Below are 26,416 nucleotides of genomic sequence, written 5' to 3'. Positions count from 1 at the left end.
TGGATTGGTGAAATTGCAGATTCAGGAACTAATACTAGTCCCAGGATCCTGTTCGTGCAGATGGCCGAAAATCGGCGTGGGCCGTGCCCGGCCACCTGCACCGGCTGTGCTTTCCGTTGCCGGCAAGCGCATCCGAGTTTGTTGCTTTGAGAAGTCCGGGGACTATTCGCCGCGGGTCTTCTGGATGATCTCGTCGGCAACTGCCTTCGGGACCTCGGCGTAGCTGTTGAACGTCATTGAGTACACAGCACGGCCCTGGGTCTTGGAGCGCAGGTCACCGATGTAGCCGAACATGCCGGACAGCGGAACGTGCGCGCGGATGACCTTGACGCCCTGTGCATCTTCCATGGACTGCATCTGGCCACGGCGGGAGTTGAGGTCACCGATAACTTCACCCATGTATTCCTCAGGGGTGCGGACCTCGACATCCATCAGCGGTTCGAGCAGAACCGGGTTCGCCTTGCGTGCAGCTTCCTTGAAAGCCATGCGGCCGGCGATCTTGAACGCCATTTCCGAAGAGTCAACATCGTGGTACGCGCCGTCGATCAGCGTGGCCTTGATGCCGACAACCGGGTAGCCGGCCAGGACGCCGTCGTTCAATGCATCCTGGATGCCCGCGTCAACAGACGGGATGTACTCGCGGGGAACGCGGCCACCGGTGACCTTGTTCTCGAACTCGTACAGCTCGCCCTCGGCAGTATCCAGCGGCTCGATGGCGATCTGGATCTTTGCGAACTGGCCCGAACCACCGGTCTGCTTCTTGTGCGTGTAGTCGTGGCGTTCGACGGCGCGCTTGATGGTTTCGCGGTAGGCAACCTGGGGCTTGCCCACGTTTGCCTCGACCTTGAATTCCCGGCGCATGCGGTCCACCAGGATGTCCAGGTGGAGTTCGCCCATGCCGGCGATGATGGTCTGGCCGGTGTCTTCGTTGAGGGACACCTGGAAGGTGGGGTCCTCAGCGGAGAGCTTCTGGATGGCCGTGGAGAGCTTCTCCTGGTCACCCTTGGTGTTGGGCTCGATGGCGACCGAGATCACGGGCTCCGGGAAGCTCATGGATTCGAGCACGATCTGGTTTGCGGAGTCGCACAGGGTGTCGCCCGTGGTGGTGTCCTTCAGACCGATGGCTGCGTAGATGTGGCCGGCGGTAGCGCCCTCGACGGGCATTTCCTTGTTGGCGTGCATCTGGAAGAGCTTGCCGATGCGCTCCTTCTTGCCCTTGGTGGAGTTGACCACCTGAGCGCCTGCTTCCACGTGACCGGAGTACACGCGGATGAAGGTGAGCTGGCCGAAGAAGGGGTGCGCAGCAATCTTGAACGCCAGGGCCGAGAACGGCTCCTCAGCGGAAGGCTTGCGGGTCAGTTCCTTCTCTTCGTCGCGGGGATCGTGGCCGACCATCGGGGGAACGTCGAGCGGGTTCGGCAGGTAGTCCACAACTGCGTCGAGCATGGGCTGAACGCCGCGGTTCTTGAACGCGGAACCGCAGAAGATCGGGTACAGCTCGGAGTTGATGGTCATCTTGCGGATGCCGGCCTTGAGCTCGTCGATCGAGATCTCTTCGCCCTCAAGGTACTTCTCCATGAGTTCCTCGGAGGACTCAGCGACGGTCTCAACGAGGTTCGCGCGGTACTCCTCAGCCTTTTCCTGGAGGTCGGCCGGGATCTCGCGGATCTCGTACTTGGCACCCATGGTGACGTCACCCTTGGCATCGCCGGGCCACACCAGGGCACGCATGTAGAGCAGGTCCACGACGCCGATGAAGTCGTTCTCGGCACCGATGGGCAGCTGCATGACCAGCGGTTTGGCGCCGAGGCGGCTGACGATGGTGTCTACGGTGAAGTAGAAGTCAGCACCGAGCTTGTCCATCTTGTTGACGAAGCAGATACGCGGAACGTTGTACTTGTCAGCCTGGCGCCACACGGTCTCGGACTGCGGCTCAACGCCTTCCTTGCCATCGAAGACGGCAACTGCGCCGTCGAGGACGCGCAGGGAGCGCTCAACCTCCACGGTGAAGTCCACGTGGCCGGGGGTGTCGATGATGTTGATCTGGTTGTTTTCCCAGAAGCAGGTCACGGCGGCCGACGTGATGGTGATGCCGCGTTCCTTCTCCTGCTCCATCCAGTCAGTGGTCGAAGCGCCGTCGTGCGTTTCGCCGATCTTGTGGTTCACACCCGTGTAGAACAGGATGCGCTCGGTTGTAGTGGTCTTGCCGGCATCAATGTGGGCCATGATGCCGATGTTGCGGACCTTGCTAAGGTCGGTAAGCACGTCCTGTGCCACGGGGTCTCCTTTTGGGATGGACTACACGTTCGCCGCCGGCTCGGTTGAGCCGGCAGCATCCGGGGAGTATTACCAGCGGTAGTGTGCGAAGGCCTTGTTGGACTCGGCCATCTTGTGGGTGTCTTCGCGACGCTTCACAGCGGCACCGAGACCGTTGGACGCATCCAGGATTTCGTTCTGGAGGCGTTCGGTCATCGTCTTTTCACGGCGGGCCTTGGAGTAGCCAACCAGCCAACGCAGTGCGAGTGCGGTGGAGCGGCCCGGCTTGACCTCAACCGGAACCTGGTAGGTGGCGCCGCCGACGCGGCGGGAGCGGACCTCGAGCGAAGGCTTGACGTTGTCCATGGCCTTCTTCAGGGCTGCAACGGGGTCGCCGCCGGACTTGGCGCGTGCGCCTTCGAGGGCACCGTAGACAATGCGCTCTGCCGTGGACTTCTTGCCGTCAACGAGCACCTTGTTGATGAGCTGGGTTACCAGCGGGGAACCGTATACCGGATCCGAAACGAGCGGCCGCTTGGGGGCCGGACCCTTGCGAGGCATATTACTTCTTCTCCATCTTTGCGCCGTAGCGGCTGCGGGCCTGCTTACGGTTCTTCACACCCTGGGTATCGAGGGCGCCACGGACGATCTTGTAGCGGACACCCGGGAGGTCCTTCACACGACCACCGCGAACGAGCACAATGGAGTGCTCCTGCAGGTTGTGGCCAACACCGGGGATGTAGGCGGTAACTTCCACGCCGCCGTTGAGGCGCACACGTGCCACCTTGCGCAGAGCCGAGTTCGGCTTCTTCGGGGTGGTGGTGTAGACGCGGGTGCAGACACCGCGGCGCATGGGGCTGCCCTTAAGCGCGGGAGCCTTGGTCTTTGAGACCTTTGGCGTGCGGCCCTTGCGGACCAGCTGGTTAATCGTAGGCACTCTCGTGTTCTCCGTTTTATCCGGAGTGGCTGTTTCCGGCCACTCTCCTGTTGCGATGCCCCGCCGCCCGGGCCCTGAAGGGAATCTCCATGGCGGCGAAGGCGAAGCCTTAATAGTCGGATCGCACACCGGGACGAAACGTACATTCCTGCAGTTCCCTAGGCATGCAAAAATGTGGCATACGTTGCACAAGAACCCTGCAAACCGGAAACGTCGCTCTGGTCCAGCCTTTCAGCTGATACCGGCGCACTCATCCACTGCCACAATAACAATTGGTAACAAGTTTAGCATGGACAGGCTCCATGCCTTAATCGGGGCATCGTCACCCATCGATTGCTCCGTACTTGCCGTTTTGAGCGATGAAAACGGCAGTTTCGGAGCAATCGATGGGTTAAACGGGGATGGTCCCCCACCTTGCGATGCGGGACCATCCCTCGGTCAGGCTCGTTACGGCCGGCGGTTACCGGAAGTCGTTGCCCAGGTCGTAGTCATCCAGCGGGATGGCGTGGAACTCGGGAGCTCCGTCACCGCCCAGGGTGTCGTACGAGAAGTCACTGAACGCGCTGGGGCCGGTGAACAGGTTGGCCTTTGCTTCTTCAGTGGGCTCCACGGTGACCTCGGTGTAGCGCGGGAGGCCCGTGCCGGCCGGGATCAGCTTACCGATGATGACGTTTTCCTTCAGGCCCAGCAGCGGATCGCTCTTGCCTTCCATGGCCGCCTGCGTCAGGACGCGGGTGGTCTCCTGGAAGGAAGCTGCGGACAGCCAGGACTCGGTGGCCAGCGACGCCTTGGTGATGCCCATGAGCTCGGGACGTCCGGAAGCCGGAGTCTTGCCCTCGGACACAACGCGGCGGTTGGCATCCTCGAAGCGGCTGCGCTCGGCGAGCTCGCCGGGCAGCAGGTCCGATTCGCCGGACTCGATGACCGTGACGCGGCGCAGCATCTGGCGGACGATAACCTCGACGTGCTTGTCGTGGATACCGATGCCCTGGCTGCGGTACACGCCCTGGACCTCGTCCACCAGGAACTTCTGTGCCGCACGCGGACCCATGATGCGCAGGACCTGCTTGGGGTCCACCGGACCGTTGATCAGCTTCTGGCCAACGGAAACGTGGTCGCCGTCTTCGATCAGCAGGCGTGAACGGCGGAGAACCGGGTAAGCGATCTCTTCCGTTCCGTCATCAGGGGTGATGACGAGGCGCATCTGGCGCTCGGACTCCTCGATGGCGATGCGGCCGGCTGCTTCAGCAATCGGGGCAACACCCTTCGGAGTACGGGCTTCGAAGAGCTCCTGGATACGGGGCAGACCCTGGGTGATGTCGTCACCGCCGCCGGCGGAAACAGCACCACCGGTGTGGAACGTACGCATGGTCAGCTGGGTACCGGGTTCGCCGATGGACTGTGCCGCGATGATGCCCACGGCCTCGCCGATGTCCACGGTCTTACCGGTGGCCAGCGAACGGCCGTAGCAGAGGGCGCAGGTGCCGACGCTGGACTCACAGGTAAGTACGGAGCGGACCTTGACCTCGGTGATGCCTGCCTTGAAGAGCTCAGCGATGACCACGTCGCCGCAGTCGGTGCCGGCGGCTGCGAGGACGTTGCCCTCGGAGTCCACGACGTCGACGGCCAGCGTACGTGCGTAGGCGCTGTTCTCGACGTTCTCGTCCAGGACGAGCTCGCCGTTGGAATCGGCGACGGCGATGGGCGTGACCAGGCCACGCTCGGTGCCGCAGTCCTCTTCACGGACGATGACGTCCTGCGAGACGTCCACCAGACGACGGGTCAGGTAACCCGAGTTGGCGGTACGCAGGGCGGTATCGGCCAGGCCCTTACGGGCACCGTGCGTGGCGATGAAGTATTCCAGCACCGACAGGCCCTCGCGGTAGGAGGACTTGATGGGACGCGGGATGATTTCACCCTTCGGGTTGGCCACCAGGCCACGGATACCCGCGATCTGGCGGACCTGCATCCAGTTACCACGTGCACCGGAGGACACCATGCGGTTGATGGTGTTCATCGGCGAGAGGCTCTCACGCATCACGGAGGCGATGTCGTTCGTGGCCTTGTTCCAGATCTCGATCAGTTCCTGGCGACGCTCGTCGTCGTCGATCAGGCCCTTGTCGTACTGGCCCTGGATCTTGGCGGCCCGCTCTTCGTACCCGGCAAGGATTTCCGGCTTGGCAGCAGGAACCTCGATGTCGGAGATGGCGACGGTGACGCCTGAACGCGTGGCCCAGTAGAAACCGGCATCCTTCAGGTTGTCCAGCGTTGCAGCGGTGACCACCTTCGGGTAGCGCTCGGCGAGGTCGTTGACGATCCGGGACAGTTCGCCCTTGTCGGCAACGGCTTCAACCCACGGGTAGTCCTCGGGCAGGGTCTCGTTGAAGAGGACCTGGCCGAGGGAGGTCTGGACGAGGGCAGGCTGGCCCTGCTCCCAGCCTTCAGGAGCTTCCCAGTCGGCGTACGGAACGAAGCCTTCGAGTCGGATCTTGACCTGCGAGTTCAGGTGCAGCTCACGGGCATCGAACGCCATGATGGCCTCCGAAACCGAACCGAAGATGCGGCCTTCACCGGCCGAACCCTTGCGCTTGGTGGTCAGGTGGTACAGGCCGATGATCATATCCTGCGAAGGCAGGGTGACCGGGCGTCCGTCAGAGGGCTTCAGGATGTTGTTCGAGGACAGCATCAGGATGCGGGCCTCAGCCTGCGCCTCGGGGCTCAGCGGCAGGTGGACTGCCATCTGGTCGCCGTCGAAGTCGGCGTTGAAGGCGCCACAAACCAGCGGGTGCAGCTGGATTGCCTTGCCTTCAACAAGCTGCGGCTCGAACGCCTGGATGCCCAGGCGGTGCAGGGTAGGTGCACGGTTGAGCAGCACCGGGTGTTCGGTGATGATCTCTTCGAGCACGTCCCAGACCTGCGGGCGGTAGCGCTCCACCATCCGCTTGGCCGACTTGATGTTCTGGGCGTGGTTGAGGTCAACCAGCCGCTTCATCACGAACGGCTTGAAGAGCTCCAGGGCCATCTGCTTGGGCAGGCCGCACTGGTGCAGCTTCAGCTGCGGGCCGACGACGATGACCGAACGGCCGGAGTAGTCGACGCGCTTGCCGAGGAGGTTCTGGCGGAAACGGCCCTGCTTGCCCTTGAGCATGTCGCTCAGGGACTTCAGCGGACGGTTGCCCGGTCCGGTGACCGGGCGGCCGCGGCGGCCGTTGTCGAAGAGGCTGTCAACAGCTTCCTGAAGCATGCGCTTCTCGTTGTTGACGATGATCTCCGGAGCACCCAAATCAAGCAGGCGCTTGAGGCGGTTGTTGCGGTTGATCACGCGGCGGTACAGGTCGTTGAGGTCGGAGGTCGCGAAGCGGCCACCGTCCAGCTGGACCATGGGGCGCAGTTCCGGCGGGATCACCGGGACGGCGTCGAGGACCATGCCAAGCGGGCTGTTGTTGGTGGTCAGGAACGCGTTGACCACCTTCAGGCGCTTGAGGGCGCGGGTCTTGCGCTGGCCCTTGCCGTTGGCGATGACGTCGCGCAGCAGGTCGGACTCGGCCTGCATGTCGAAGTTCTCGAGGCGCTTCTTGATGGCTTCGGCGCCCATGGAGCCTTCGAAGTACATGCCGTAGCGGTCACGCAGTTCGCGGTACAGGCCCTCGTCACCTTCGAGGTCGGCGACCTTGAGGTTCTTGAAGCGGTCCCAGACCTGCTCGAGGCGCTCGATGTCGGCGTCGGCACGCTTGCGCACGTTGGCCATCTGGCGGTCGGCGGAGTCGCGGGCCTTCTTCTTGTCGGCAGCCTTTGCGCCTTCGCCCTCAAGGCGCGCGATTTCGCCTTCAAGGTCGCGGGCGATGGCCGCGATGTCGGCGTCGCGGTTGTCGATCAGCTGCTTCTTCTCAATGTCGTGCTCAACCTGCAGGTTGGGCAGTTCCTCGTGGCGGGCAGCCTCGTCGACGCTGGTGATCATGTAGGCAGCGAAGTAGATGACCTTTTCGAGGTCCTTCGGGGCCAGGTCAAGGAGGTAGCCCAGGCGGGACGGAACACCCTTGAAGTACCAGATGTGCGTGACGGGGGCGGCCAGTTCGATGTGGCCCATGCGCTCACGGCGGACCTTGGCGCGGGTGACTTCGACGCCACAGCGCTCACAGATGATGCCCTTGAAGCGCACGCGCTTGTACTTGCCGCAGTAGCATTCCCAGTCCCGGGACGGGCCGAAGATCTTCTCGCAGAAGAGGCCGTCCTTCTCGGGCTTGAGCGTGCGGTAGTTGATGGTTTCCGGCTTCTTAACCTCGCCGTACGACCAGCCGCGGATGTCTTCCGCGGTGGCGAGGCCGATCTGCATGAGGCCGAAGGAGGATTCGCTGGACATATGGTCCCTGTTCTCTCTTGTTCTCTAAATTCTGAAGTCTTAGGTGCGGGATGAGGGAGGGGGCGTACGACGGCGGGTGGTCACCCGCCGTCGTAAACCTCCTGCTAGACCTCTTCTACGGAGCTGGGCTCTGCGCGAGACAGATCGATGCCCAGTTCTTCCGCAGCCGTGAAGACTGCGTCATCAGAGTCACGCATTTCAATTGTGGTTCCGTCCGTGGAAAGAACTTCCACGTTCAGGCACAGCGACTGCATTTCCTTGATCAAGACCTTGAAGGATTCGGGAACACCCGGCTCCGGGATGTTCTCGCCCTTGACGATCGCTTCGTAGACCTTCACGCGACCGTGGATGTCATCGGACTTGATCGTGAGGAGTTCCTGGAGCGTGTAGGCGGCGCCGTAAGCTTCGAGCGCCCACACTTCCATTTCACCGAAGCGCTGGCCACCGAACTGTGCCTTACCACCCAGCGGCTGCTGCGTGATCATGGAGTACGGGCCGGTGGAGCGGGCGTGGATCTTGTCGTCCACCAGGTGGTGGAGCTTCAGGATGTACATGTAGCCGACCGAGATCGGATCCGGGAACGGCTCGCCGGAGCGGCCGTCAAACAAGCGGGTCTTGCCCGAGGAGTTGATCAGGCGGTCACCGTCGCGGGTCACGTTGGTGGAGTCCAGCAGGCCCGTGATTTCCTCTTCGCGGGCACCGTCGAACACCGGCGTGGCAACAGTGGTTGGACCACTCTCGCGCGGCAGGTTGGGCAGCTGCTTGACCCACTCGGGCTCGCCTTCGATCTTCCAACCGGTCTTGGCAACCCAGCCGAGGTGCGTCTCGAGCACCTGGCCCACGTTCATACGGCCCGGAACACCCAGCGGGTTCAGGACGATGTCAACGGGGGTGCCGTCGGCAAGGAAGGGCATGTCCTCGATCGGAAGGATCTTGGAGATAACGCCCTTGTTGCCGTGGCGGCCGGCGAGCTTGTCGCCGTCGGTGATCTTGCGCTTGGCGGCCACGTAGACGCGGACCAGCTGGTTCACGCCCGGGGGCAGCTCGTCGTCGTTGTCGCGGTCGAAGACGCGCACGCCGATGACGGTGCCGGACTCGCCGTGGGGCACCTTCAGGGAGGTGTCGCGGACTTCGCGGGACTTCTCACCGAAGATGGCGCGCAGCAGGCGCTCTTCCGGGGTCAGTTCGGTTTCACCCTTCGGGGTGACCTTTCCGACCAGGATGTCCCCTGCTTCAACCTCGGCACCGATGTGGATGATGCCGCGCTCGTCCAGGCCTGCCAGTACTTCCTCGGACACGTTGGGGATGTCACGGGTGATTTCCTCGGCACCAAGCTTGGTGTCGCGGGCATCGATCTCGTGCTCCTCGATGTGGATGGAGGAAAGGACGTCCTCGGCAACAATGCGCTGCGAGAGGATGATGGCGTCCTCGAAGTTGTGGCCTTCCCATGACATGAATGCCACGAGCAGGTTCTTGCCCAGTGCGAGTTCGCCCTGGTCCGTTGCCGGGCCGTCGGCGATGATGCCGCCGACTTCCAGGCGCTGGCCTTCGTTCACCAGTACGCGGTTGTTGTAGCAGTTGCCCTGGTTGGAGCGGGCGAACTTGTTGATGCGGTAGTTGGTTTCCGTGCCGTCGTCGTTGAGCATGATGACGAGCTCGGCGGAAACCTCGGTGACCACACCGGCCTTCTTCGCGATGGTGACATCACCGGCGTCGACAGCTGCGGCGCGCTCCATGCCGGTGCCCACGAACGGGGCCTCGGAACGGACCAGCGGCACGGCCTGGCGCTGCATGTTGGCACCCATGAGTGCGCGGTTTGCATCGTCGTGCTCGAGGAACGGGATCAGGGCGGTGGCCACGGACACCATCTGGCGCGGGGAGACATCCATGAACTCAACGTCCTCGGCCGGAACCAGGACGGGCTCTCCCCCACCACCACGGGCACGGACCAGGACGGTGTCCTCGGAGAACTTGTTGTTCTCGTCCAGCGGCGCGTTGGCCTGGGCGATCAGGACCTCAGCTTCGTCGTCGGCCGTCAGGTACTGGACGTCGTCGGACACGACGCCGTCCTTGACCAGGCGGTACGGGGTCTCGATGAAGCCGAACGGGTTGATGCGTCCGTAGGAAGCCAGCGAACCGATCAGGCCGATGTTCGGGCCTTCAGGGGTTTCGATGGGGCACATGCGTCCGTAGTGGGACGGGTGCACGTCACGGACTTCCATGCCGGCGCGGTCACGGGACAGACCACCGGGGCCAAGGGCCGACAGGCGGCGCTTGTGGGTCAGGCCCGAAAGCGGGTTGTTCTGGTCCATGAACTGCGACAGCTGGGAGGTTCCGAAGAACTCCTTGATGGCTGCAACCACGGGGCGGATGTTGATCAGGGTCTGCGGCGTGATGGCCTCGACGTCCTGGGTGGTCATACGCTCGCGGACGACGCGCTCCATACGGGACAGGCCGGTGCGGACCTGGTTCTCGATGAGCTCGCCGACGGCGCGGATGCGGCGGTTGCCGAAGTGGTCGATGTCGTCGATTTCGACGCGCAGGTCCACTTCCTGGCCATCGCGGGTGCCCTTGATGGTCTTCTCGCCGGCGTGCAGCGCAACGAGGAACTTGATCATGGCAACGATGTCTTCAACGTGCAGGACTGATGCTTCCTTGTCGCCAAGGGAGCGGTCGATGCCCAGCTTGCGGTTGATCTTGTAGCGGCCAACCTTGGCCAGATCGTAGCGCTTGGAGTTGAAGTACAGGTTGTCCAGCAGCGACTGGGCAGCCTCGACGGTGGGCGGCTCGCCCGGACGCAGCTTGCGGTAGATGTCCAGCAGGGCGTCTTCGCGGGTCTCGGTGGCGTCCTTCTCCAGGGTTGCCCGCATGGAGTCGTACTGGCCGAACTCTTCGAGGATCTGGCCTTCGGTCCAGCCAAGGGCCTTCAGCAGGACGGTGACGGACTGCTTGCGCTTGCGGTCGAGGCGGACACCCACCTGGTCGCGCTTGTCGATCTCGAGCTCGAACCATGCACCGCGGGACGGGATGATCTTGGCGGTGAAGATGTCCTTGTCGCTGGTCTTGTCAGCGGCACGCTCGAAGTAGGCGCCCGGCGAACGGACCAGCTGGGAGACGACGACACGCTCGGTGCCGTTGACGACGAAGGTGCCCTTCTCGGTCATCAGCGGGAAGTCACCCATGAACACGGTCTGCTGCTTGATTTCGCCCGTGTTGTTGTTCATGAACTCGGCCTTGACGTACAGCGGAGCCGAGTACGTTGCGTCCCGGTCCTTGCACTCGGCCATGGTGTACTTCGGGTCAGCGAACTCCGGATCGGAGAAGCTCAGGGACATGGTGCCCTGGAAATCCTCGATCGGGGAGATCTCTTCGAAGATGTCCGACAGGCCGGACGTGGTGGCGACGCTGAGATCGTTTTCTTCGACAGCCTTTGCCACGCGTGCCTGCCAGCGCTCATTGCCGACCAGCCAGTCAAAGCTGTCCGTCTGCAGGGCAAGCAGATTCGGAACGTCAAGCGGTTCGTGAATCTTTGCGAATGAGAGCCGGCGAGTGGCACCATCAGTGCTGTCGGCGGTGTTAGCGGTTTCGTTATTAGAGGTGCTCGAGGCGACCAAGAGGGATCCTTCCACAGACCTTCAGGCGTTTTCAGATCTCCCCCGCTGTGCACCCTGCGGAGTGACTCCGCAGCGCTACCATCCGGTTCCGCTATATGACCCGGGGCCCGGGCTGACTATGCTGTGACCGTTGTTACGGCACGTTGATTGCCAGCTGCCAGGCAAAGCCCACCGCTATATGAAGGCTGAAGGTAAACAGGGAAGACGCAAATATCTACGATACGGCAAAACAACCTACGTGTCTACCCCACATCCGGCCGGATTGCAAGCACCCAGTTTCCCGCTCCCGCTTATGCGCTTCCGGATCGGCTAGAGCCGAAGCGTCACGCCTTCCGCCGTGCAGGCCGCGGAGTTCGCGAAGACGGCGTCCCGGACCGCGTCCTGGGACTCCTGCGCCGGCTTGGCGCCGGACTCCGCCGCCGAGGAGCGGTCGATGGCCAGCAGGCTGAGCGAGGCAAACAGCCCCCGCAGGTCCCCGGAGACAGAGTCCTTCGCGTCCTGGGCCTTCATGTACACGTCCTCGTAGCCTTTGGAGTCAGCGGGCGAAACAGCGGCATAGTCAGCCACCAGCTTGTTGAAGAGTTCGCAGGCTTCCCTGGTTCCGGTGGCCTTGGCGCCCTGGCTTCCCGCGCCCCCGGTGGCGGTAGGGCTGCTGCTGGCCGCTTCCCGGGCCTGGGCGGACGACGCTGTTGGCTGGGCGGCTTCCGGTGGGGCCGGCGTGGAGACAGAACAGCCGGACAGCATGCCTCCGGCCAGGGCGGCAATGGCTGCCACGGTCAGTGTCTTCTTCACGATGCCGCTCCGTCCATCCGGCCCCGGACCCGGTGTCCCCCTGCAAAGCCTCGCCGTCCACCCTACGCAAGCGTCCGCCGTCGTGCACAACCCGCCGGTGGGGACCCCTCCCCTGCCGCCCGGGCTCAGCGCGGGCGCAACGCCACGCGCCAGGAATGCACATAGGCGTTCCGGCGTTTGAATAGTTGGGCGACCAGGCTCACGATAGCCTTGGTGGCTTACACCGGAACCGGATTGAAAGTGGTAACCATGGGCAACTCTCCTGACAGCAGTGACGTTGTCATCCTCGGGGCGGCACGAACTCCGCAGGGCCGGATCAACGGCCAACTGTCCAGCCTCACGGCGGTGGACCTTGGCGCCCACGCCATCAAGGCCGCCCTGGCGGCCAGCGGCATCGACGCCGCCGACGTCGAAACCGTCATCATGGGCCAGGTCCTCCAGGCAGGCGCCGGGCAGAACCCCGCCCGGCAAAGCGCCATCGGCGCCGGCATCGAGTGGAACGTCCCTGCGGTGACCGTCAACAAGGTGTGCCTCTCCGGCCTCACCGCAGTGATCGACGCCGCCCGGATGATCCGCGCCGGCGAGGCCGCCGTGGTGGTGGCGGGCGGCCAGGAGTCCATGAGCCGGGCACCGCACCTGCTTCCGGGGTCCCGCCAGGGATGGACCTATGGCTCCATCCAGGCGCTGGACGCCGCCGCCCACGACGGACTGACAGATGCCTTTGACGGGGAATCGATGGGCCTGTCCACGGAGACGCGGAACCTCTCGCTGGGCATCGACCGCTCCTCCCAGGACAACGTTGCCGCCCAGTCGCACCAGCGCGCGGCGCTTGCGGCAAAGAATGGGACGTTCGACGGCGAGATCGCACCCCTCAGCGTCAAGCAGCGCAAAGGCGAGCCCCTGGTGGTGGACACCGACGAGGGGGTCCGCCCCAATACCTCAGTTGAATCACTGGCCGGCCTGCGTGCTGCCTTCGTTACCGACGGCACCATCACCGCCGGCAACTCGTCTCCGCTATCCGACGGCGCCGCCGCCCTGGTGCTCGCATCCCGTGGCTACGCCGAGGAGCACGGGCTGGAGTACCTCGCGGTGGTTGGAAAGCCGGGGCAGGTGGCCGGCCCTGACAACTCGCTGCATTCCCAGCCCTCCAACGCCATCATGAACGCCCTCGGCAAGGCTGGCTGGAGCACAGCGGACCTCGACTTCATCGAGATCAATGAAGCATTCGGCTCGGTAGCCGTGCAGTCCCTCAAGGACCTGGACTACCCCCTGGAAAAGTGCAACATCCATGGCGGCGCCATCGCTTTGGGGCATCCGATCGGGGCCTCGGGGGCACGGCTTGCTGCCCATGCCGCCCATGAGCTGAAACGGCGCGGCACAGGCAAGGCTGCCGTGTCCCTCTGTGGTGGGGGCGGCCAGGGCGAAGCCCTCCTGCTGTACCGCGACTGATGGGGGGCCTGTCCGGAAAGGCAACGGACGGCGTCGGGCGGGAACGCTTCCTGGCCGACGCCGCAGCCCGGGGCCTGCAGGTTGACGTGGTGGAGCGGCCTGCAGCGAAGAGCCTTGAAGAGGCTGCTGACATCCTGGGCATCAGGCCGGCGGACATCGTCAAGTCCCTGGTGGTCAAGCACAAGGACGGGAGCTTCCTGTTCGCACTGATCCCGGGTGACCGCCAGATCTCCTGGCCCAAGCTCCGTGCCCTGGTGGGCGTCAACAAGCTGTCCCTGCCGCCCGCCGAGACGGCCCTGGAGGCTACGGGCTACGAGCGGGGCACCATCACACCGTTGGGCAGTACCACCGCCTGGCCGGTCTACGCCGATGCCACCATCACCGGACGCCGAATCTCCATGGGGGCCGGCGGCCATGGCTACAGCGCGTTCGTGGACGCCGACGCGCTGACTGAAGCGCTGGGCGCCGTCGTGGCCGACATCAGCGACCCTGGATGAGGCAGGAAGAACCTTTTAAAGCAGGAGACCCCGTCCACCGAAGTGGACGGGGTTTCCCGGAAAAAGGCGTTGTTACTTGAGGGTAACGGTGGCGCCTGCAGCCTCGAGCTGCTCCTTGGCCTTCTCGGCAGCTTCCTTGGTAGCACCTTCGAGGACAGCCTTGGGAGCGCTGTCAACCAGGTCCTTTGCTTCCTTCAGGCCCAGGGAAGTGATGGCGCGGACTTCCTTGATCACTGCGATCTTCTTGTCACCGGCAGCTTCGAGGACGACGTCGAAGTCGGTCTTCTCTTCAACCTCTTCAGCAGCTCCGCCACCGGCGGGGCCGGCAACTGCAACAGCAGCGGCGGTAACTTCGAAGGTCTCTTCGAAGAGCTTGACGAACTCGGAGAGCTCGATGATGGTCAGTTCCTTGAAAGCTTCAATGAGCTCTTCGTTGCTGAGCTTCGCCATGGTAGGCGTCCTTCCTGTTGTGGTGTCCGGACCGCGCGGGGCTTTCCTTCACACCGAGTCTGGTGGGGTGAAGAGAATTAGTTCTCTTCAGCTGCGGGAGCGTCGGCCGGGGCTTCAGCTTCGGCGGCAGGTGCTTCTTCAGCGGCGGGCGCTTCGGCAGCTGCCGGTGCACCGTTCTCTTCTTCAAGCTTGAGGCGCAGTGCGTCGATGATGCGTGCAGCTGCGGCGGCAGGGGCCTTGAGGACGCCTGCAACCTTGGCGAGCTGCAGCTCGCGGGACTCGAGTGCTGCCAGGGCAGCAACTTCGCTGGCGTTCAGTGCCTTGCCCTCGAAGTAACCGGTCTTGATGACCAGCTGCTTGTTGGTCTTGGCAAAATCCGTCAGGCTCTTGGCAGCGGCAACTGCGTCACCCTTGATGAACGCGATCGCAGTGGGGCCGGCAAGCTGGCCGTCGAATGCTTCGACGCCGGCTTCCTTGGCTGCAATGGCGGTCAGGGTGTTCTTGACGACCGCGAACTTGGTGTCCTGGCCGAGAGAAACACGCAGCTGCTTGAGCTGTGCAACGGTGAGCCCGCGGTATTCGGTCAGGACAGCGGCGTTCGATTCCTTGAAATCGTTAGTGATCTCAGCTACTGCTGAAACCTTGGTAGGCGTTGCCATAACCCTCCTTCCGGGGATAGTGCCGGTATTCGACGGTCCCCGCTCAAGAGAGCTAAAACTAAAAACGCCCCGCGCAGATGCACGGGGCTTGGCTCAACACGGCTGTACCGTGGAGCTTTGCTTCGTTCACCTGCGCCGGCCGCCCTGCGTTGAGGGTCCTTCGTCCGGAAAGCCACTGTTGTCTCAAGCGCACAACTGCAGAGTTGAGCCATGTTCAGGAGAGTGGATTTCCAACAACCGACGGTCTTTGGTACGTCCAGCTTACGCGAGGGGGCTCCGTCCGCCAAATCGACCGGTCAGCTGGTACTGGTATGCATCGTGGGGAGCTCCTTTTGCCAGATCCCGGTCACGCCGGCCGTCTGGAAGCCTAGCTGTTTGTTGACTGTCAGGAGGTACCGGTTCTCGGGGGCGTTCCAGGTGTAGATGATGCGCGCATCCGGGAACTGCTCACTGAGCCGTTCCATGTTGGCCACCTTGATCAGCAGGCCCAGCTTGTTGCCGCGGTGCTCCTGCAGGACCAGGGTGTCATCCTGGAACACGACGTCGGCCCTGTGCGCCAGCACTGTGATGGTGGTCAGGCCCACCAGCGCGCCCGTGGCGATGTGCTCCACGGCGGTGACCACTGTTCTCCTGCCCTGCGCGATGGCGACGTCTTCCGCCTCGCGCAGGATGCCGGCGTCGAACACCATGTCCTGTTCAATGGGCAACTCAAGGGACGGATCAACGTCGGCCCCTGCCTGGTTCTCAAGGGCCGCGACGCCCTCCAGCCACTGGTCCGGGCACTGGTCCGTCCAGTGGTGCAGCCGGTACCTGCCGTTGTTCGCTTCCTCGGCTTCGGCCTGGAGATCGGCCACCAGCTTGGTGTCCAGGGGCAGGAGGCAGGAACTGAACTGTTCGATGTGCTGCAGCGTGTATCCGGTCTTCTGCGCGAACTCCACTTCGCGGCTCTCCAGGGGCACGAATCCCTGGCCAGAACCCGGGACCAGCTGGGCCCGCTCAAACTCGTGCAGGGACGCTCCCGGGTGGTTGGTGTCCACCAGGATCATGGTGCGGCCTTCACCCCTGGCCAGCTGTTCCGCCGCCTCGAGCAACCGGCGTCCCACCCCCTTCCGTTGGAACTCGGGCAGGATGTCCAGGGTGAGCTCTGCGAGGTCCAGGTGGTCGGTCAGGGGCAGTGCGATGTCAACCGTGCCCACGATGGCGCCATCCACCTTGGCCACCAGGATCAGCTGGCGCTCATACGGGTCCGCGAATTCAAGCAGCTTTTCCTGGGGACCGTAGGCGAGATCATCGCTGCCCCACGTCTGCATCCGCACTTTGCGGCCCACCTCCACGGCGGCGAGGAAGTCCGCTGCGTCCGGGGTATCCAGTGAGTCGGGGATCCATAGCTGCTCGATCTTCACGTCTATTGCCATGCGGGCATCATCCCAGCCGTTTCTGCCACTCACCTTCATAGCCAGCGGGCCTGAATCCAAGTGCGGTATTTATCGCCAGCATATGCTGGTTTTCGCTGGCATTCCATGTCAAAACCGAACGCGCCGAAGGCCATTTCCCCTGCACGCGGCGGAGGTTGGCCGCCTTGACCAGCATGCCCAGCCGGTGCCCGCGGTGCTCTGCCGCCACCAGGGTGTCCTGCTGGATCAGCGACTCCGGCACCTGCGGACGCCAGGCCAGGACCGTGTAGGCAACCAGTTCACCGGTGGGGCGGTGGACGGCCGCTGACACCGTTGAGTGCACGCCGCTCCGGATGAGGGTCCGCTCGTCGTCCCGCACGCGGGCGGCATCCCAGTCCTCCCGCTCCCAGTCCATGCCGGCGGTGGGTGCATCCGTACTCATCCGCGCCCTCAGCCCTGCGTAGCTGGTGACGAGCGACTCCGGACACTGGTCATTCCAGCCCGTCAGGACGTAGTCCCCGGCGTGGGCGGCGGCGCCGGCCTCCAGCTGTGCCAGCAGGAACGGCGGGACGGGAAGGGCCAGGCGGCTGGACCGCTCCACCTGTTCAAGCTCGTAGCCGGCAGCCACCGCGAACGCGGTGGAGGGCTGGTCCGCCGGCAGGCCTCCAGCGCCCGACTTGGCGTGCAGCAGCCCGGTCCCGTCCGCCACTCCTGCCGGAAGCTCAAAGTAGCCGTCCAGGGAGGTACGGCCGTTGTCCTGCGCCACGGCCTCGGCATGGCGCAGGAGTCGGAGGCCCAGCCCGCGCCGTCGGAAGGCGGGCGATACCAGGACGTTGATGCCGGCGGTCAGGGTGTTTTCCCGCAACGGCAGCGTCACCGAACACATGCCCACCGCCTCTTGGCCGATCCGGCCCACGAAAAGGTGCCTCGCCTCGTACTGGGTGCCGCGCCAGTGTTCCACTTCCTCGGCGTAGGTGTAGCCGCGGTCCATGTCGCCCCACGTTTCCAGTTCGTGCGCCTGCCGCATCGACTGGCAATCACGGAAATCCGTGAAGTCACCCCCAGCATCCACGGAGGGAGGAACAACGACGGCGGAAACCACCAGGGCGTTCGGCTGCGTCATGATGCCAGCCTAGCCAGCAGCGCCCGGCTGTCGAGGGAACGCAGGGGAATCAGTGGCAATGACGAAGGAACCGCCCGGCAACAGCCGGACGGTCCCTTCATGCGTGCCCTACCGGCACAGGTTGCCCTGGGGACTATGCCTCGGTGAGCACCTTGGTGACGTTGGGGTCAACGGAGATGCCCGGGCCGAACGTGGTGGCAACGGTGGCCTTCTGGATGTAGCGGCCTTTGGCTGCGGACGGCTTCAGGCGGAGGACCTCTTCCAGTGCTGCCGCGTAGTTCTCGGCCAGCTTGATGGCGTCGAACGAAACCTTGCCGATGATGAAGTGCAGGTTGGAGTGCTTGTCGACGCGGAAGTCGATCTTTCCACCCTTGATGTCGTTGACGGCCTTGGTGACGTCGGGGGTCACGGTGCCCGTCTTCGGGTTCGGCATCAGGTTACGCGGGCCCAGGACCTTACCGAGGCGGCCAACCTTGCCCATGAGGTCAGGGGTGGCAACGGCGGCGTCGAAGTCGGTCCAGCCGCCGGCGATACGTTCGATCAGGTCGTCGGAACCGACGAAGTCGGCGCCGGCTGCGATCGCGGCCTCCGCCTTGTCGCCCGTGGCGAAGACCAGGACGCGGGCGGTCTTACCGGTGCCGTGGGGCAGGTTGACCGTGCCGCGGACCATCTGGTCAGCCTTGCGGGGGTCCACGCCGAGGCGGAAGGCAACCTCAATCGTGGCGTCGAACTTGGACGGGTTGGTGTCCTTGGCCAGCGTTACTGCCTCGAACGGTGCGTAGTGCTTCTCCGCGTCGATCTTGGCGGCTGCTGCCTCATATGCTTTGCTGCGCTTTGCCATGCTGCTTATTTCTCCTTGTGCAGTTGTGGTCTGCGGACCGCGCTGGGCCCTGCCACAGTCGGCGATCCGGTTCGTTATCCGGCCCGGACGGCCAACATTTCAATTTGTTTGTGGTGCCGGTGTCCCGGCGGTGCCGCCCGTCGTCGTCAATTACCCTGACGCTGGACAGCTGTTGGGGGTTTAGCCCTCGACGGTGATGCCCATGGAGCGGGCGGTGCCGGCGATGATCTTCGCTGCGCCTTCGAGGCTGGTGGCGTTGAGGTCTTCCATCTTGGTGGAAGCGATCTCGTTGACCTGGGCCTGGGTCAGCTTGGCAACCTTGACGGTGTGCGGGGTTGCTGAACCCTTGGCGACGCCTGCAGCCTTCTTGATGAGTTCTGCAGCCGGCGGGGTCTTGGTGATGAACGTGAAGGAACGGTCCTCGTAGACCGTGATTTCCACGGGGATGACGTTTCCGCGCTGGGCTTCCGTTGCAGCGTTGTACGCCTTGCAGAATTCCATGATGTTGACACCGTGCTGGCCAAGCGCAGGACCGATCGGCGGGGCCGGGTTGGCGGCACCTGCCTGGATCTGCAGCTTGATGAGGCCGGTGACCTTCTTCTTGGGAGCCAATGTAGGGTCCTTCTCTCAATAACGTCCTGGGGCACAGGAGCGTGCCTCAGGTTTTTGGCCGCCATGGCAAGGCGGCCGGCCGTTCCGGTGCCGCTAAGCAGGCGCCGCCGGAACGAATTCTAGGATTCTCAGATCTTGGTGACCTGGTTGAACGCCAGGGTGACGGGCGTTTCGCGCTCGAAGATGGAGACCAGGACCACGAGGGTCTGGGACTCGGGCTTGATCTCCGAGATGGTGGCGGGGAGGGTCTCGAACGGACCTTCCTTGACGATGACGGATTCCCCGACCTCGAAGTCGACGGCCACGGGAACCTGGTTCTGCTTGTTGACCGGTTTGCCCTTCTCGGCCTGCTCCTCTTCGAAGACAGGGGCGAGCATGGAGAAGACCTCGTCCAGGCGCAGCGGGACCGGGTTGTGGGCGTTGCCCACGAAGCCGGTGACGCCGGGCGTGTGGCGGACAGCGCCCCAGGAGGCGTCGGTCAGGTCCATGCGGACCAGGACGTAACCGGGAATGCGGACGCGGTTGATCACCTTGCGCTGGGCGTTCTTGATCTCCACGACTTCTTCCATGGGCACCTGGATTTCGAAGATGTAATCTTCCATGTCCAGGGTCTGGATGCGGGTTTCAAGGTTGGCCTTCACGCGGTTTTCGTAACCGGCGTAGGAGTGGATGACGTACCAGTCACCTTCCTGGCGGCGCAGCTTGGCCTTGAACTCCTCCGCGGGATCCACGGCTGCGGTGGCTGCCGCGGCGGCGAGGGCGTCGGCGGGCTCGTCTTCCCCGTCAGCGTCTGAAGCGTTGTCTGCTTCTGCAACGTCGGAGGCGGCGTCGTCGGATTCGGGCGTGGAGGACTCAACCTCGGACTCTTCACCGGCTTCTGCCGTGACGTCCGGGGATTCTTCCAACCCGGTCTCGGTTACCTCGAGCTCCTGCTCAGACACTTGGTCTCCTGCTTCCTCATTGCCGTACATGCCTATTTAAATGGCTCAATTCCGCACGCCGGCGTTTCCTTCCGGCTTCCCGGTGGAACGCGCGGCCTGCGGACCGTGCAGCCTTAGCTGTCCTTGGGGCCGGTGCCGCCGAAGATCCAGCTGACAGCGGTTCCGAAACCAATGTCCAGCAGGCTGACGATGACCATCATGATGGCCACGAACACCAGCACCACGAGCGTGTAGTTGATCAGTTCCTTGCGGGTGGGGGCAACCACCTTCTTCAGTTCGCCGATGATCTGGCGGACAAAAAGCGCAATGCGGGCGAAGAAGTTTGCCTTGGCTTCCTTCTTAGCTGGGCGGCCCTTGGAGCTGCTGGCAGCTGTTTCGGTCACCTGGTCCTCGCTCATCTTTGCAATGGTGGATTACCCGGCCCTGATCAGAACCATGGTTGCTGCGCCTGCCCCGGGCTTTCACCCGGAGCAGCTTGCGCAGGGCAGACAGGACTCGAACCTGCAACCTGCGGTTTTGGAGACCGCTGCGCTACCAATTGCGCCACTACCCTGTGGAGTGAATTCCACTCTTTGACGACCGACCACCAGCTTGAACTGGGGGGCACGCCATCATCCGTGTTTCAACACCGGTGAACCAGTCTACGCAAGAACTTCGCGTAGGTAAAACCAGCCCGCCCCGGTCCATCCGAAGTCCGGCCAGAAACGTGCTGCGCGGGGCAGTCACAAATCAAAACCGGCACCCCGGAGGGTCCGGTGAACAGCATAGAGTAGAAATCGTCGAATCCCACATTCCAGCCTCCCGGCTGCAAACGAAGAACGGACCTGCCATGTCTGCCGCCCGCGTTTCCCAACGCATTTCCGCAATTGCCGAATCCGCAACCCTGGCCGTCGATGCCAAGGCCAAGGCGCTGAAGGCAGCTGGCCGGCCGGTTATTGGCTTCGGCGTGGGCGAGCCCGACTTCCCAACCCCGGACTACATTGTCCAAGCGGCGATTGAGGCTGCGGGCCAGCCCAGGTTCCACCGCTACTCCCCTGCCGGCGGCCTGCCCGAGCTAAAGAAGGCTATCGCCGAAAAGACCCTGCGCGACTCCGGCTACACGGTGGAGTCCTCGCAGGTGCTGGTCACCAACGGCGGCAAGCAGGCCGTCTACAACACCTTTGCCACACTGGTGGATCCGGGCGACGAAGTCATCGTCCCCACCCCGTTCTGGACCACCTACCCGGAAGCCATCCGGCTTGCCGGCGGCGTGCCCGTGGAGGTTTTCGCCGGGCCGGAACAGGACTACCTGGTCACAGTTGAACAGCTCGAAGCAGCCGTGACGGACCGGACCAAGATCCTGCTGTTCGTCTCGCCGTCGAACCCCACCGGCGCTGTCTACTCCCCCGAACAGGTGGCGGAAATCGGCAAGTGGGCTGCCGCCAAGGGCCTGTGGGTTGTCACGGACGAGATCTACGAGCACCTGACCTATGACGGCGTGCCCTTCACGTCGATTGCCACCGCGGCCCCCGAGCTGGGCGACAAGGTGGTCATCCTCAACGGCGTGGCCAAGACCTACGCCATGACCGGCTGGCGCGTGGGCTGGATGATCGGGCCCGCCGACGTCATCAAGGCGGCCACCAATCTGCAGTCGCACGCCACCTCCAACGTGTCCAACATCATGCAGATCGCTGCCCTCGCCGCGGTGTCCGGCCCGCTGACCGCCGTCGATGAAATGAAAGTGGCGTTTGACCGCCGCCGCAAGGCCATCGTCGCCGGCCTGAATGCCATCCCCGGCGTGGAATGCCCGACGCCGAAGGGTGCCTTTTACGTGTACCCGGACGTCCGCGCGCTGCTGGGCAAGGAATTCCCGACGGCGTCCGGCACCTCCACTCCGCAGACCTCCGCCGAACTGGCTGCCTTGATCCTCGACGAGGTTGAGGTGGCTGTGGTTCCGGGCGAGGCCTTCGGCCCCTCCGGCTTCCTGCGGCTCTCCTACGCTCTTGGCGATGACGACCTGGCCACGGGCGTCCAGCGCCTGCAGGACTTCCTGGGCAAGGCCCAGTAGAAACGCGCCATCACTTTTCGCAGGAAAAACCCGAACGCCCCATCAGCTGGTGATGGGGCGTTCTGGTTTAAGGGGCGAAAGATGATGGGGCGTTTAGAGGAGGCGGCGCTCCGCGGCCCACTTGGTGAGTTCGTGGCGGCTGGAAAGCTGGAGTTTCCGCAGCACGGCGGACACGTGGGTCTCCACGGTTTTGATGCTGATGAAGAGCTCCTTTGCCACTTCCTTGTAGCTGTAGCCGCGGGCGATAAGGCGCATGACCTCGAGTTCGCGGGCGGAGAGCTTGTCCAGTTCGTCATCGGCGATGTCTGCGGGGGCGGTGCCGAAGGCGTCCAGGACGAAACCGGCAAGGCGCGGGGAGAAGACCGCATCGCCGCCGGCCACCCGGAAAACGGCGTCGGTGATCTCGGCGCCGGAGATGGTCTTGGTGACGTAGCCGCGGGCACCGGCGCGGATGACTGCCACCACGTCCTCCGCGGCGTCGGAAACGCTCAGGGCCAGGAAACGGGTGGTGGACAGGAGCGCTGCGGAGCCGGCGATTACTTCCCGGCCGCCTCCGCCGAGTCCGCCGGGGAGGTGCACGTCCAATAGGACGACATCGGGCCGCTGCTGGACGATGACGGCGATGGCCTGTTCAACGGTGGCCGCCTCCCCCACCACGTGGATGCTGGCATCGAGGTCCGCTTTCAGCCCGGACCGGAAGATAGCGTGATCGTCAACGATGACCACCCGTACGGAATTGGCCGGCCGGGCGGTGCCGGCTCCTGTCCCCAGGGTCGTGTTCATGATTTTCCTTCCGCGTGTTCTGCTGCAGCCGGCAGCCTGAGGCGGACTTCGGTGCCGTCCCCCGTGCTGAGGATGGCAGCCGAGCCGCCGTGCCGTTTCATCCTGCCGATTATCGATTCCCGGATTCCCAACCGGTCCGCCGGTACGTCCCCCAGCTCAAAGCCCGGCCCCCTGTCCTTGATGAAGATCTCGGCCTGCCCGTCCGACGCCTCGAGGTACACCGAGACCGTCCCGCCGCCGTGCCGTGAGGCGTTGAGCATAGCCTCCCGGCTTGCCTGGACCAGGGCTTCGTGCGCCTCGGTCATGGCGGCATCACCAACGGTGACCACCTCCACGGCATTGCCAAGCAGGTCCTCCACCTCGCCTGCAACAGCCTTGATCCGGTCTGAAAGCTGGCCGCTTTCGCGGCCCGGGATCCTGGAAGAGCCAGCCACGCAGCTCGCGTTCCTGGGCACGGGCCAGGCGGACGACGTCGTGCTCATTGCCTGCCCGGCGCTGGATCAGCGCGAGGGTCTGCAGCACGGAATCATGCAGGTGGGCAGCGATCTCTGCCCGCTCCGTCTCGCGGATCCTGCCGGCGCGCTCGGCTTCCAGGTCCCGCCAGAATTTCAGTGCCCACGGCAGCAGGACCAAGACCACGCCGCCCAGGACCGCCACGGAAGCCAGCAGCGCCAGCCACGTCTGCTCCCACGAGCCTGAGCCGGACACCATCACCAGGACCCCGGCCACCACCAGCGCCAAGCCGGCTGCCAGGCGGCCCCATCCGCCGGCCTGGTCGGCCTTGGTCTTGTCCACCAGCCCCGCGCGGCGGGTCTCGTCCAGCTGCATCCACGCGATGGAGGCGCCGCCCAGGACTGCGGCGGCCGGAATCAGCGTACCGAGGGACACGTCCACGCCAAGCAACTGGGCAATCATGATGCCAGCCACCAGCAGGAGCCCGCAGCCGAGCAGGATTTCCTTCCCGTAGCGCATCCCGCGCGCACGGAACCAGGGTGGACCGGCCAGCGCGCCGGCGTCGCCGGGAACAGAGCCAACGGCACCGGCGGCACCTGCGCGGGTCCCGCCGTCGTCCGCCGTTCCCGGCGTCGCGCGGCCCTGCATCGGCTGGCTCACCGTCGACTGGCTCACCGTGGGCGCAATGGGCGACGCCGGCCTGCGGGCGTTGCGGCGCGCGGCCTCGTCCGCGGTGGGCACCATGATCCAGAGCCATGCATAGAAAACCAGGCCTGCCCCTCCTGCGAAGGACGCAAGGACCATGCCCACGCGGACGTTCTTCACCGGCCACCCCAGGTGCACGGCGAGGCCGGAGCACACCCCCGCGATGACACGGTCGCTGCTCCGTGCCAGGGGCGGCCGCGCCGAAAGGGTTGTCATGGGTCAATCCAAACATGGATCAGGGTTGCCCGGACCGTATCCGGCCGCTTCCCGGGGACAGCTCAGGGACGGTTCAGGGTTTCCCCCAGTAGAGCGCCAACGGGCCCGGACGGGAGGATCGAGGTATGAACTCGCAGACCCCTTCCCCCGACGACGAACACCCTGACGAACCGTTGCCCGGCCCGGGCAGCGGGCAGCCCACCGAGCCCCTCCCGTCCCCCGCCTCGGCGCCTCCGAACTTCGCGGCGGCCCCATCCGCGGGCCCCACCACTGGCCCGGAAACCGGCCCCTCCGCCGGCCCTGCGGACCCAGCCCAGGCATACGCATTCCAGGGCAGCCCTCCTGCCCCGGCGCCTTCCACAGACTTCTTCGGCTGGATCCGCAGCCAAGGCATCTACCGGACCAACGACAGGTGGATCGGCGGCGTCTGCAGCGGCATCGCCCACCGGTTGAATGTGGACCCGATCATCATCCGCGGCATCCTGATTGTCCTGACCCTCCTGGCAGGCATCGGGGTACTGCTCTACGGCCTGGCGTGGGCCTTCCTCCCGGAACCGGACGGCAGGATCCACGTCCAGGAAGCCGGTGCAGGCCGGTGGTCCAGCGGCATGACTGGTTCCCTGATCGCCACGGTCCTGGGACTCACCGGCCTTGGCGGGGGCTTCTGGGGCTGGACCCATAACGGCCTGAGCGGCCTGCTCTGGACCGTCTTCTGGGTGGGTGGCGCGATCTACCTGATCTACTTCCTCTCACAGCGCAACAAGGCCCACCCCACGATGGCCGGCCACGCCCCACCCTCCGGCGCGGCCTACCCCGCCACCTACCCGATGGAACGCTCCGGCACGGAACACGCCTCATCGTTCTCCGCAGGCACGGCCCCCGGGCCGGCCGCGCGGGTCCCCGCAGCGCCGTCGTACGGCAGCAGCACTGGCACCGGCGGTACTCCTCCCAGTGGTACGCCTCCCGTCGACCCGGGCAGCGGGGGACCCGCGGCTGGCGGCTACCCCGCACCGTGGGTCCCACCACAGCCGCCCAAGCGCCGGCCATCGGGTCCCGGCGCCCCCGCCGTCGCCATCGCAACCGGTTCTGCCCTGCTGGTGGGCGGTGGGCTCAAGGCGCTCGATGCCGCGAACATCATCGACCTGGGCGGCTCGGCCAACGCGATCGTGTGGGCCAGTGCCGCGGCAGTCCTTGGCCTGGGCATCCTGGTGGCGGGCTTCCGCGGCCGGACCTCCGGAATCCTGAGCCTCTTTGCCGTGATCGCACTGATCACCGGCGGCGTCTACAACACCGTGGGTGACGGCCGCATGCGTTTCCAGCAGGTGGACTGGAATCCGGCGAGCATCCAGGAGGCGCGCGGCGGCATTGATATCACCGCCGGGCGGGGAACCATGGACCTCACGAACCTCTCCCCCACCGCTCCCCTGACATCCGACGTCGTGGTCCCCCTGGACATCACCGCCAGCAACGTGACCGTGGTGATACCGCAAAACGTGCCCGTGGACATCAAGGCGGACATGACCATGGGAAACCTGAACGAGGCAAGCGGCCAGCGCGGGGGAACCACAACCCGCGAAAGCAGCTACAACACCGGCAAGCCCGGAAACCACCTGGTGGTCCGGATCAATGCCACCTTCAGCAACGTCACTATCCAGGAAGGCAGCTGACATGGACAGCAGCAACATTTCGACGACGGCGGGCCAGGACACTCCCGGACCGGCACCAGCCAGGGTGGGAACCGTCGTGTGGGGACTGATCATCCTGGCGCTGGCCGCACTGATCATCGTGGCGCAGCTGGGCATCGTCACCCTCAACGGCACCTACGTCCTGATCGGCCTCATGGTCGGCGCGGGCGTGGCCCTGGTGGCAGGCGGCCTGCTCTCCGCCCATAAACGTGACAACCAACCAACTACAGGGAAGTCTTGAACCATGGATAAGTTCTTCAGCATTGTCAGGGGCTTTGGCCTGAAGCGCGGCCCGGAGCGGTGGCTCGGCGGAGTCTGCGGCGGCATCGCAGCCAAGCTCAACGTGGACGTTGCCTTTGTCCGTATCGCCTTCCTGCTCTTCGCCCTGCTTCCGGGCCCGGCCTTCGTCTTCTACGTCCTGGCGTGGGTGATCCTCCCCGACCAGCGCAACGAGATCCCGCTTCAGGCGTTCCTGGACCGCCGCTCACTGAATCGCTGACCGGCCCGGCTCCAGCTGGCAGCCCAGGCCCCCGCCCGGTGAATCCGTTCACCCGGCGGGGGCTCTTTGCCTGCCCTCGCTGCTTGCATAAGCCCTGTGTAAC

General features: G+C 64.5%; 21 protein-coding genes, 1 tRNA gene and 1 pseudogene. 6 read left to right on the top strand and 17 right to left on the bottom strand.

Annotated elements, in window-relative coordinates:
* Positions 1-162: 162 nt before the first annotated feature.
* The 6 genes from fusA to IEW19_RS06295 form a co-directional block, all read right to left on the bottom strand.
* Entirely contained in the window at positions 163-2,277 is a 2,115-nt protein-coding gene (gene fusA, locus IEW19_RS06320) for an elongation factor G (RefSeq protein WP_188570824.1), read from the bottom strand.
* A 69-nt stretch (positions 2,278-2,346) separates the two neighbouring features.
* Positions 2,347-2,817 (bottom strand): 30S ribosomal protein S7, encoded by a 471-nt coding sequence (gene rpsG / locus IEW19_RS06315; protein WP_003803829.1) that lies wholly within the window; start codon positions 2,815-2,817, stop codon positions 2,347-2,349.
* Between the two features lies 1 nt (position 2,818).
* Complete coding sequence (gene rpsL / locus IEW19_RS06310) at positions 2,819-3,193, bottom strand: 30S ribosomal protein S12 (RefSeq protein ID WP_009358312.1); 375 nt, start codon at positions 3,191-3,193, stop codon at positions 2,819-2,821.
* Between the two features lie 460 nt (positions 3,194-3,653).
* On the bottom strand, positions 3,654-7,553 hold the full coding sequence (locus IEW19_RS06305) for a DNA-directed RNA polymerase subunit beta' (RefSeq protein ID WP_188570823.1): 3,900 nt from the start codon (positions 7,551-7,553) through the stop codon (positions 3,654-3,656).
* A 104-nt stretch (positions 7,554-7,657) separates the two neighbouring features.
* Entirely contained in the window at positions 7,658-11,167 is a 3,510-nt protein-coding gene (gene rpoB / locus IEW19_RS06300; RefSeq protein ID WP_188570822.1) for a DNA-directed RNA polymerase subunit beta, read from the bottom strand.
* A 309-nt stretch (positions 11,168-11,476) separates the two neighbouring features.
* Positions 11,477-11,959, bottom strand: a complete 483-nt coding sequence (locus tag IEW19_RS06295) for a hypothetical protein (RefSeq protein WP_229748361.1) — start codon at positions 11,957-11,959, stop codon at positions 11,477-11,479.
* 249 nt (positions 11,960-12,208) lie between these two features.
* On the opposite strand from IEW19_RS06295, the gene IEW19_RS06290 reads away from it, so the two are divergent.
* Entirely contained in the window at positions 12,209-13,408 is a 1,200-nt protein-coding gene (locus tag IEW19_RS06290; RefSeq protein WP_188570821.1) for an acetyl-CoA C-acetyltransferase, read from the top strand.
* A complete protein-coding gene (locus tag IEW19_RS06285; RefSeq protein WP_188570820.1) occupies positions 13,408-13,905 on the top strand; it encodes an aminoacyl-tRNA deacylase in 498 nt (165 codons plus the stop codon). The genes IEW19_RS06290 and IEW19_RS06285 overlap by 1 nt, the downstream gene beginning before the upstream one ends.
* A gap of 72 nt (positions 13,906-13,977) precedes the next feature.
* Here the strand turns inward: IEW19_RS06285 and rplL are convergent, their stop codons facing one another.
* The 9 genes from rplL to IEW19_RS06240 all read right to left on the bottom strand — a co-directional run bounded on the left by rplL (position 13,978) and on the right by IEW19_RS06240 (position 20,478).
* A complete protein-coding gene (gene rplL / locus IEW19_RS06280; protein ID WP_188570819.1) occupies positions 13,978-14,355 on the bottom strand; it encodes a 50S ribosomal protein L7/L12 in 378 nt (125 codons plus the stop codon).
* Positions 14,356-14,432: 77 nt separating this feature from the next.
* Positions 14,433-15,014: a 50S ribosomal protein L10 gene (rplJ, locus tag IEW19_RS06275; RefSeq protein ID WP_188570818.1), complete on the bottom strand. Its 582-nt coding sequence runs from the start codon at positions 15,012-15,014 to the stop codon at positions 14,433-14,435.
* Between the two features lie 296 nt (positions 15,015-15,310).
* Positions 15,311-16,429: a GNAT family N-acetyltransferase gene (locus IEW19_RS06270; protein ID WP_188570817.1), complete on the bottom strand. Its 1,119-nt coding sequence runs from the start codon at positions 16,427-16,429 to the stop codon at positions 15,311-15,313.
* 7 nt (positions 16,430-16,436) lie between these two features.
* A complete protein-coding gene (locus IEW19_RS06265) occupies positions 16,437-17,531 on the bottom strand; it encodes a GNAT family N-acetyltransferase (protein WP_188570816.1) in 1,095 nt (364 codons plus the stop codon).
* Positions 17,532-17,664: 133 nt separating this feature from the next.
* Complete coding sequence (gene rplA / locus IEW19_RS06260) at positions 17,665-18,372, bottom strand: 50S ribosomal protein L1 (protein ID WP_188570815.1); 708 nt, start codon at positions 18,370-18,372, stop codon at positions 17,665-17,667.
* Positions 18,373-18,552: 180 nt separating this feature from the next.
* The gene (gene rplK / locus IEW19_RS06255; protein WP_003803853.1) at positions 18,553-18,984 is read right to left on the bottom strand and encodes a 50S ribosomal protein L11; all 432 of its coding nucleotides are present in this window, start codon (positions 18,982-18,984) and stop codon (positions 18,553-18,555) included.
* A gap of 128 nt (positions 18,985-19,112) precedes the next feature.
* Positions 19,113-19,925: a transcription termination/antitermination protein NusG gene (gene nusG, locus IEW19_RS06250; RefSeq protein WP_188570814.1), complete on the bottom strand. Its 813-nt coding sequence runs from the start codon at positions 19,923-19,925 to the stop codon at positions 19,113-19,115.
* Positions 19,926-20,038: 113 nt separating this feature from the next.
* On the bottom strand, positions 20,039-20,323 hold the full coding sequence (secE, locus tag IEW19_RS06245) for a preprotein translocase subunit SecE (protein ID WP_056388913.1): 285 nt from the start codon (positions 20,321-20,323) through the stop codon (positions 20,039-20,041).
* Positions 20,324-20,405: 82 nt separating this feature from the next.
* A tRNA-Trp gene (locus IEW19_RS06240) sits at positions 20,406-20,478 on the bottom strand.
* A 276-nt stretch (positions 20,479-20,754) separates the two neighbouring features.
* On the opposite strand from IEW19_RS06240, the gene IEW19_RS06235 reads away from it, so the two are divergent.
* On the top strand, positions 20,755-21,972 hold the full coding sequence (locus IEW19_RS06235) for a pyridoxal phosphate-dependent aminotransferase (protein WP_188570813.1): 1,218 nt from the start codon (positions 20,755-20,757) through the stop codon (positions 21,970-21,972).
* Between the two features lie 93 nt (positions 21,973-22,065).
* Here IEW19_RS06235 and IEW19_RS06230 read toward each other — a convergent pair whose 3' ends face one another.
* Both IEW19_RS06230 and IEW19_RS06225 read right to left on the bottom strand, forming a co-directional pair.
* Positions 22,066-22,755: a LuxR C-terminal-related transcriptional regulator gene (locus IEW19_RS06230; RefSeq protein WP_188570812.1), complete on the bottom strand. Its 690-nt coding sequence runs from the start codon at positions 22,753-22,755 to the stop codon at positions 22,066-22,068.
* A pseudogene (locus IEW19_RS06225) lies at positions 22,752-24,129 on the bottom strand (ATP-binding protein). Before IEW19_RS06225 ends, IEW19_RS06230 begins: the two are co-directional and overlap by 4 nt.
* Positions 24,130-24,254: 125 nt before the next feature.
* On the opposite strand from IEW19_RS06225, the gene IEW19_RS06220 reads away from it, so the two are divergent.
* From IEW19_RS06220 to IEW19_RS06210, 3 genes are read left to right on the top strand one after another with little or no spacing between them, the layout of a single operon-like run.
* A complete protein-coding gene (locus tag IEW19_RS06220; protein WP_188570811.1) occupies positions 24,255-25,796 on the top strand; it encodes a PspC domain-containing protein in 1,542 nt (513 codons plus the stop codon).
* A gap of 1 nt (position 25,797) precedes the next feature.
* Positions 25,798-26,055 (top strand): hypothetical protein, encoded by a 258-nt coding sequence (locus tag IEW19_RS06215; RefSeq protein WP_188570810.1) that lies wholly within the window; start codon positions 25,798-25,800, stop codon positions 26,053-26,055.
* Positions 26,056-26,058: 3 nt separating this feature from the next.
* Positions 26,059-26,313 (top strand): PspC domain-containing protein, encoded by a 255-nt coding sequence (locus tag IEW19_RS06210; RefSeq protein ID WP_188570809.1) that lies wholly within the window; start codon positions 26,059-26,061, stop codon positions 26,311-26,313.
* Positions 26,314-26,416 lie beyond the last annotated feature (103 nt).

This window comes from Arthrobacter liuii (assembly GCF_014639275.1).
Classification (GTDB): domain Bacteria; phylum Actinomycetota; class Actinomycetes; order Actinomycetales; family Micrococcaceae; genus Arthrobacter; species Arthrobacter liuii.
Note: the sequence above shows the minus strand (reverse complement) of the source record. Positions and strands in the feature narration are given on the sequence as shown.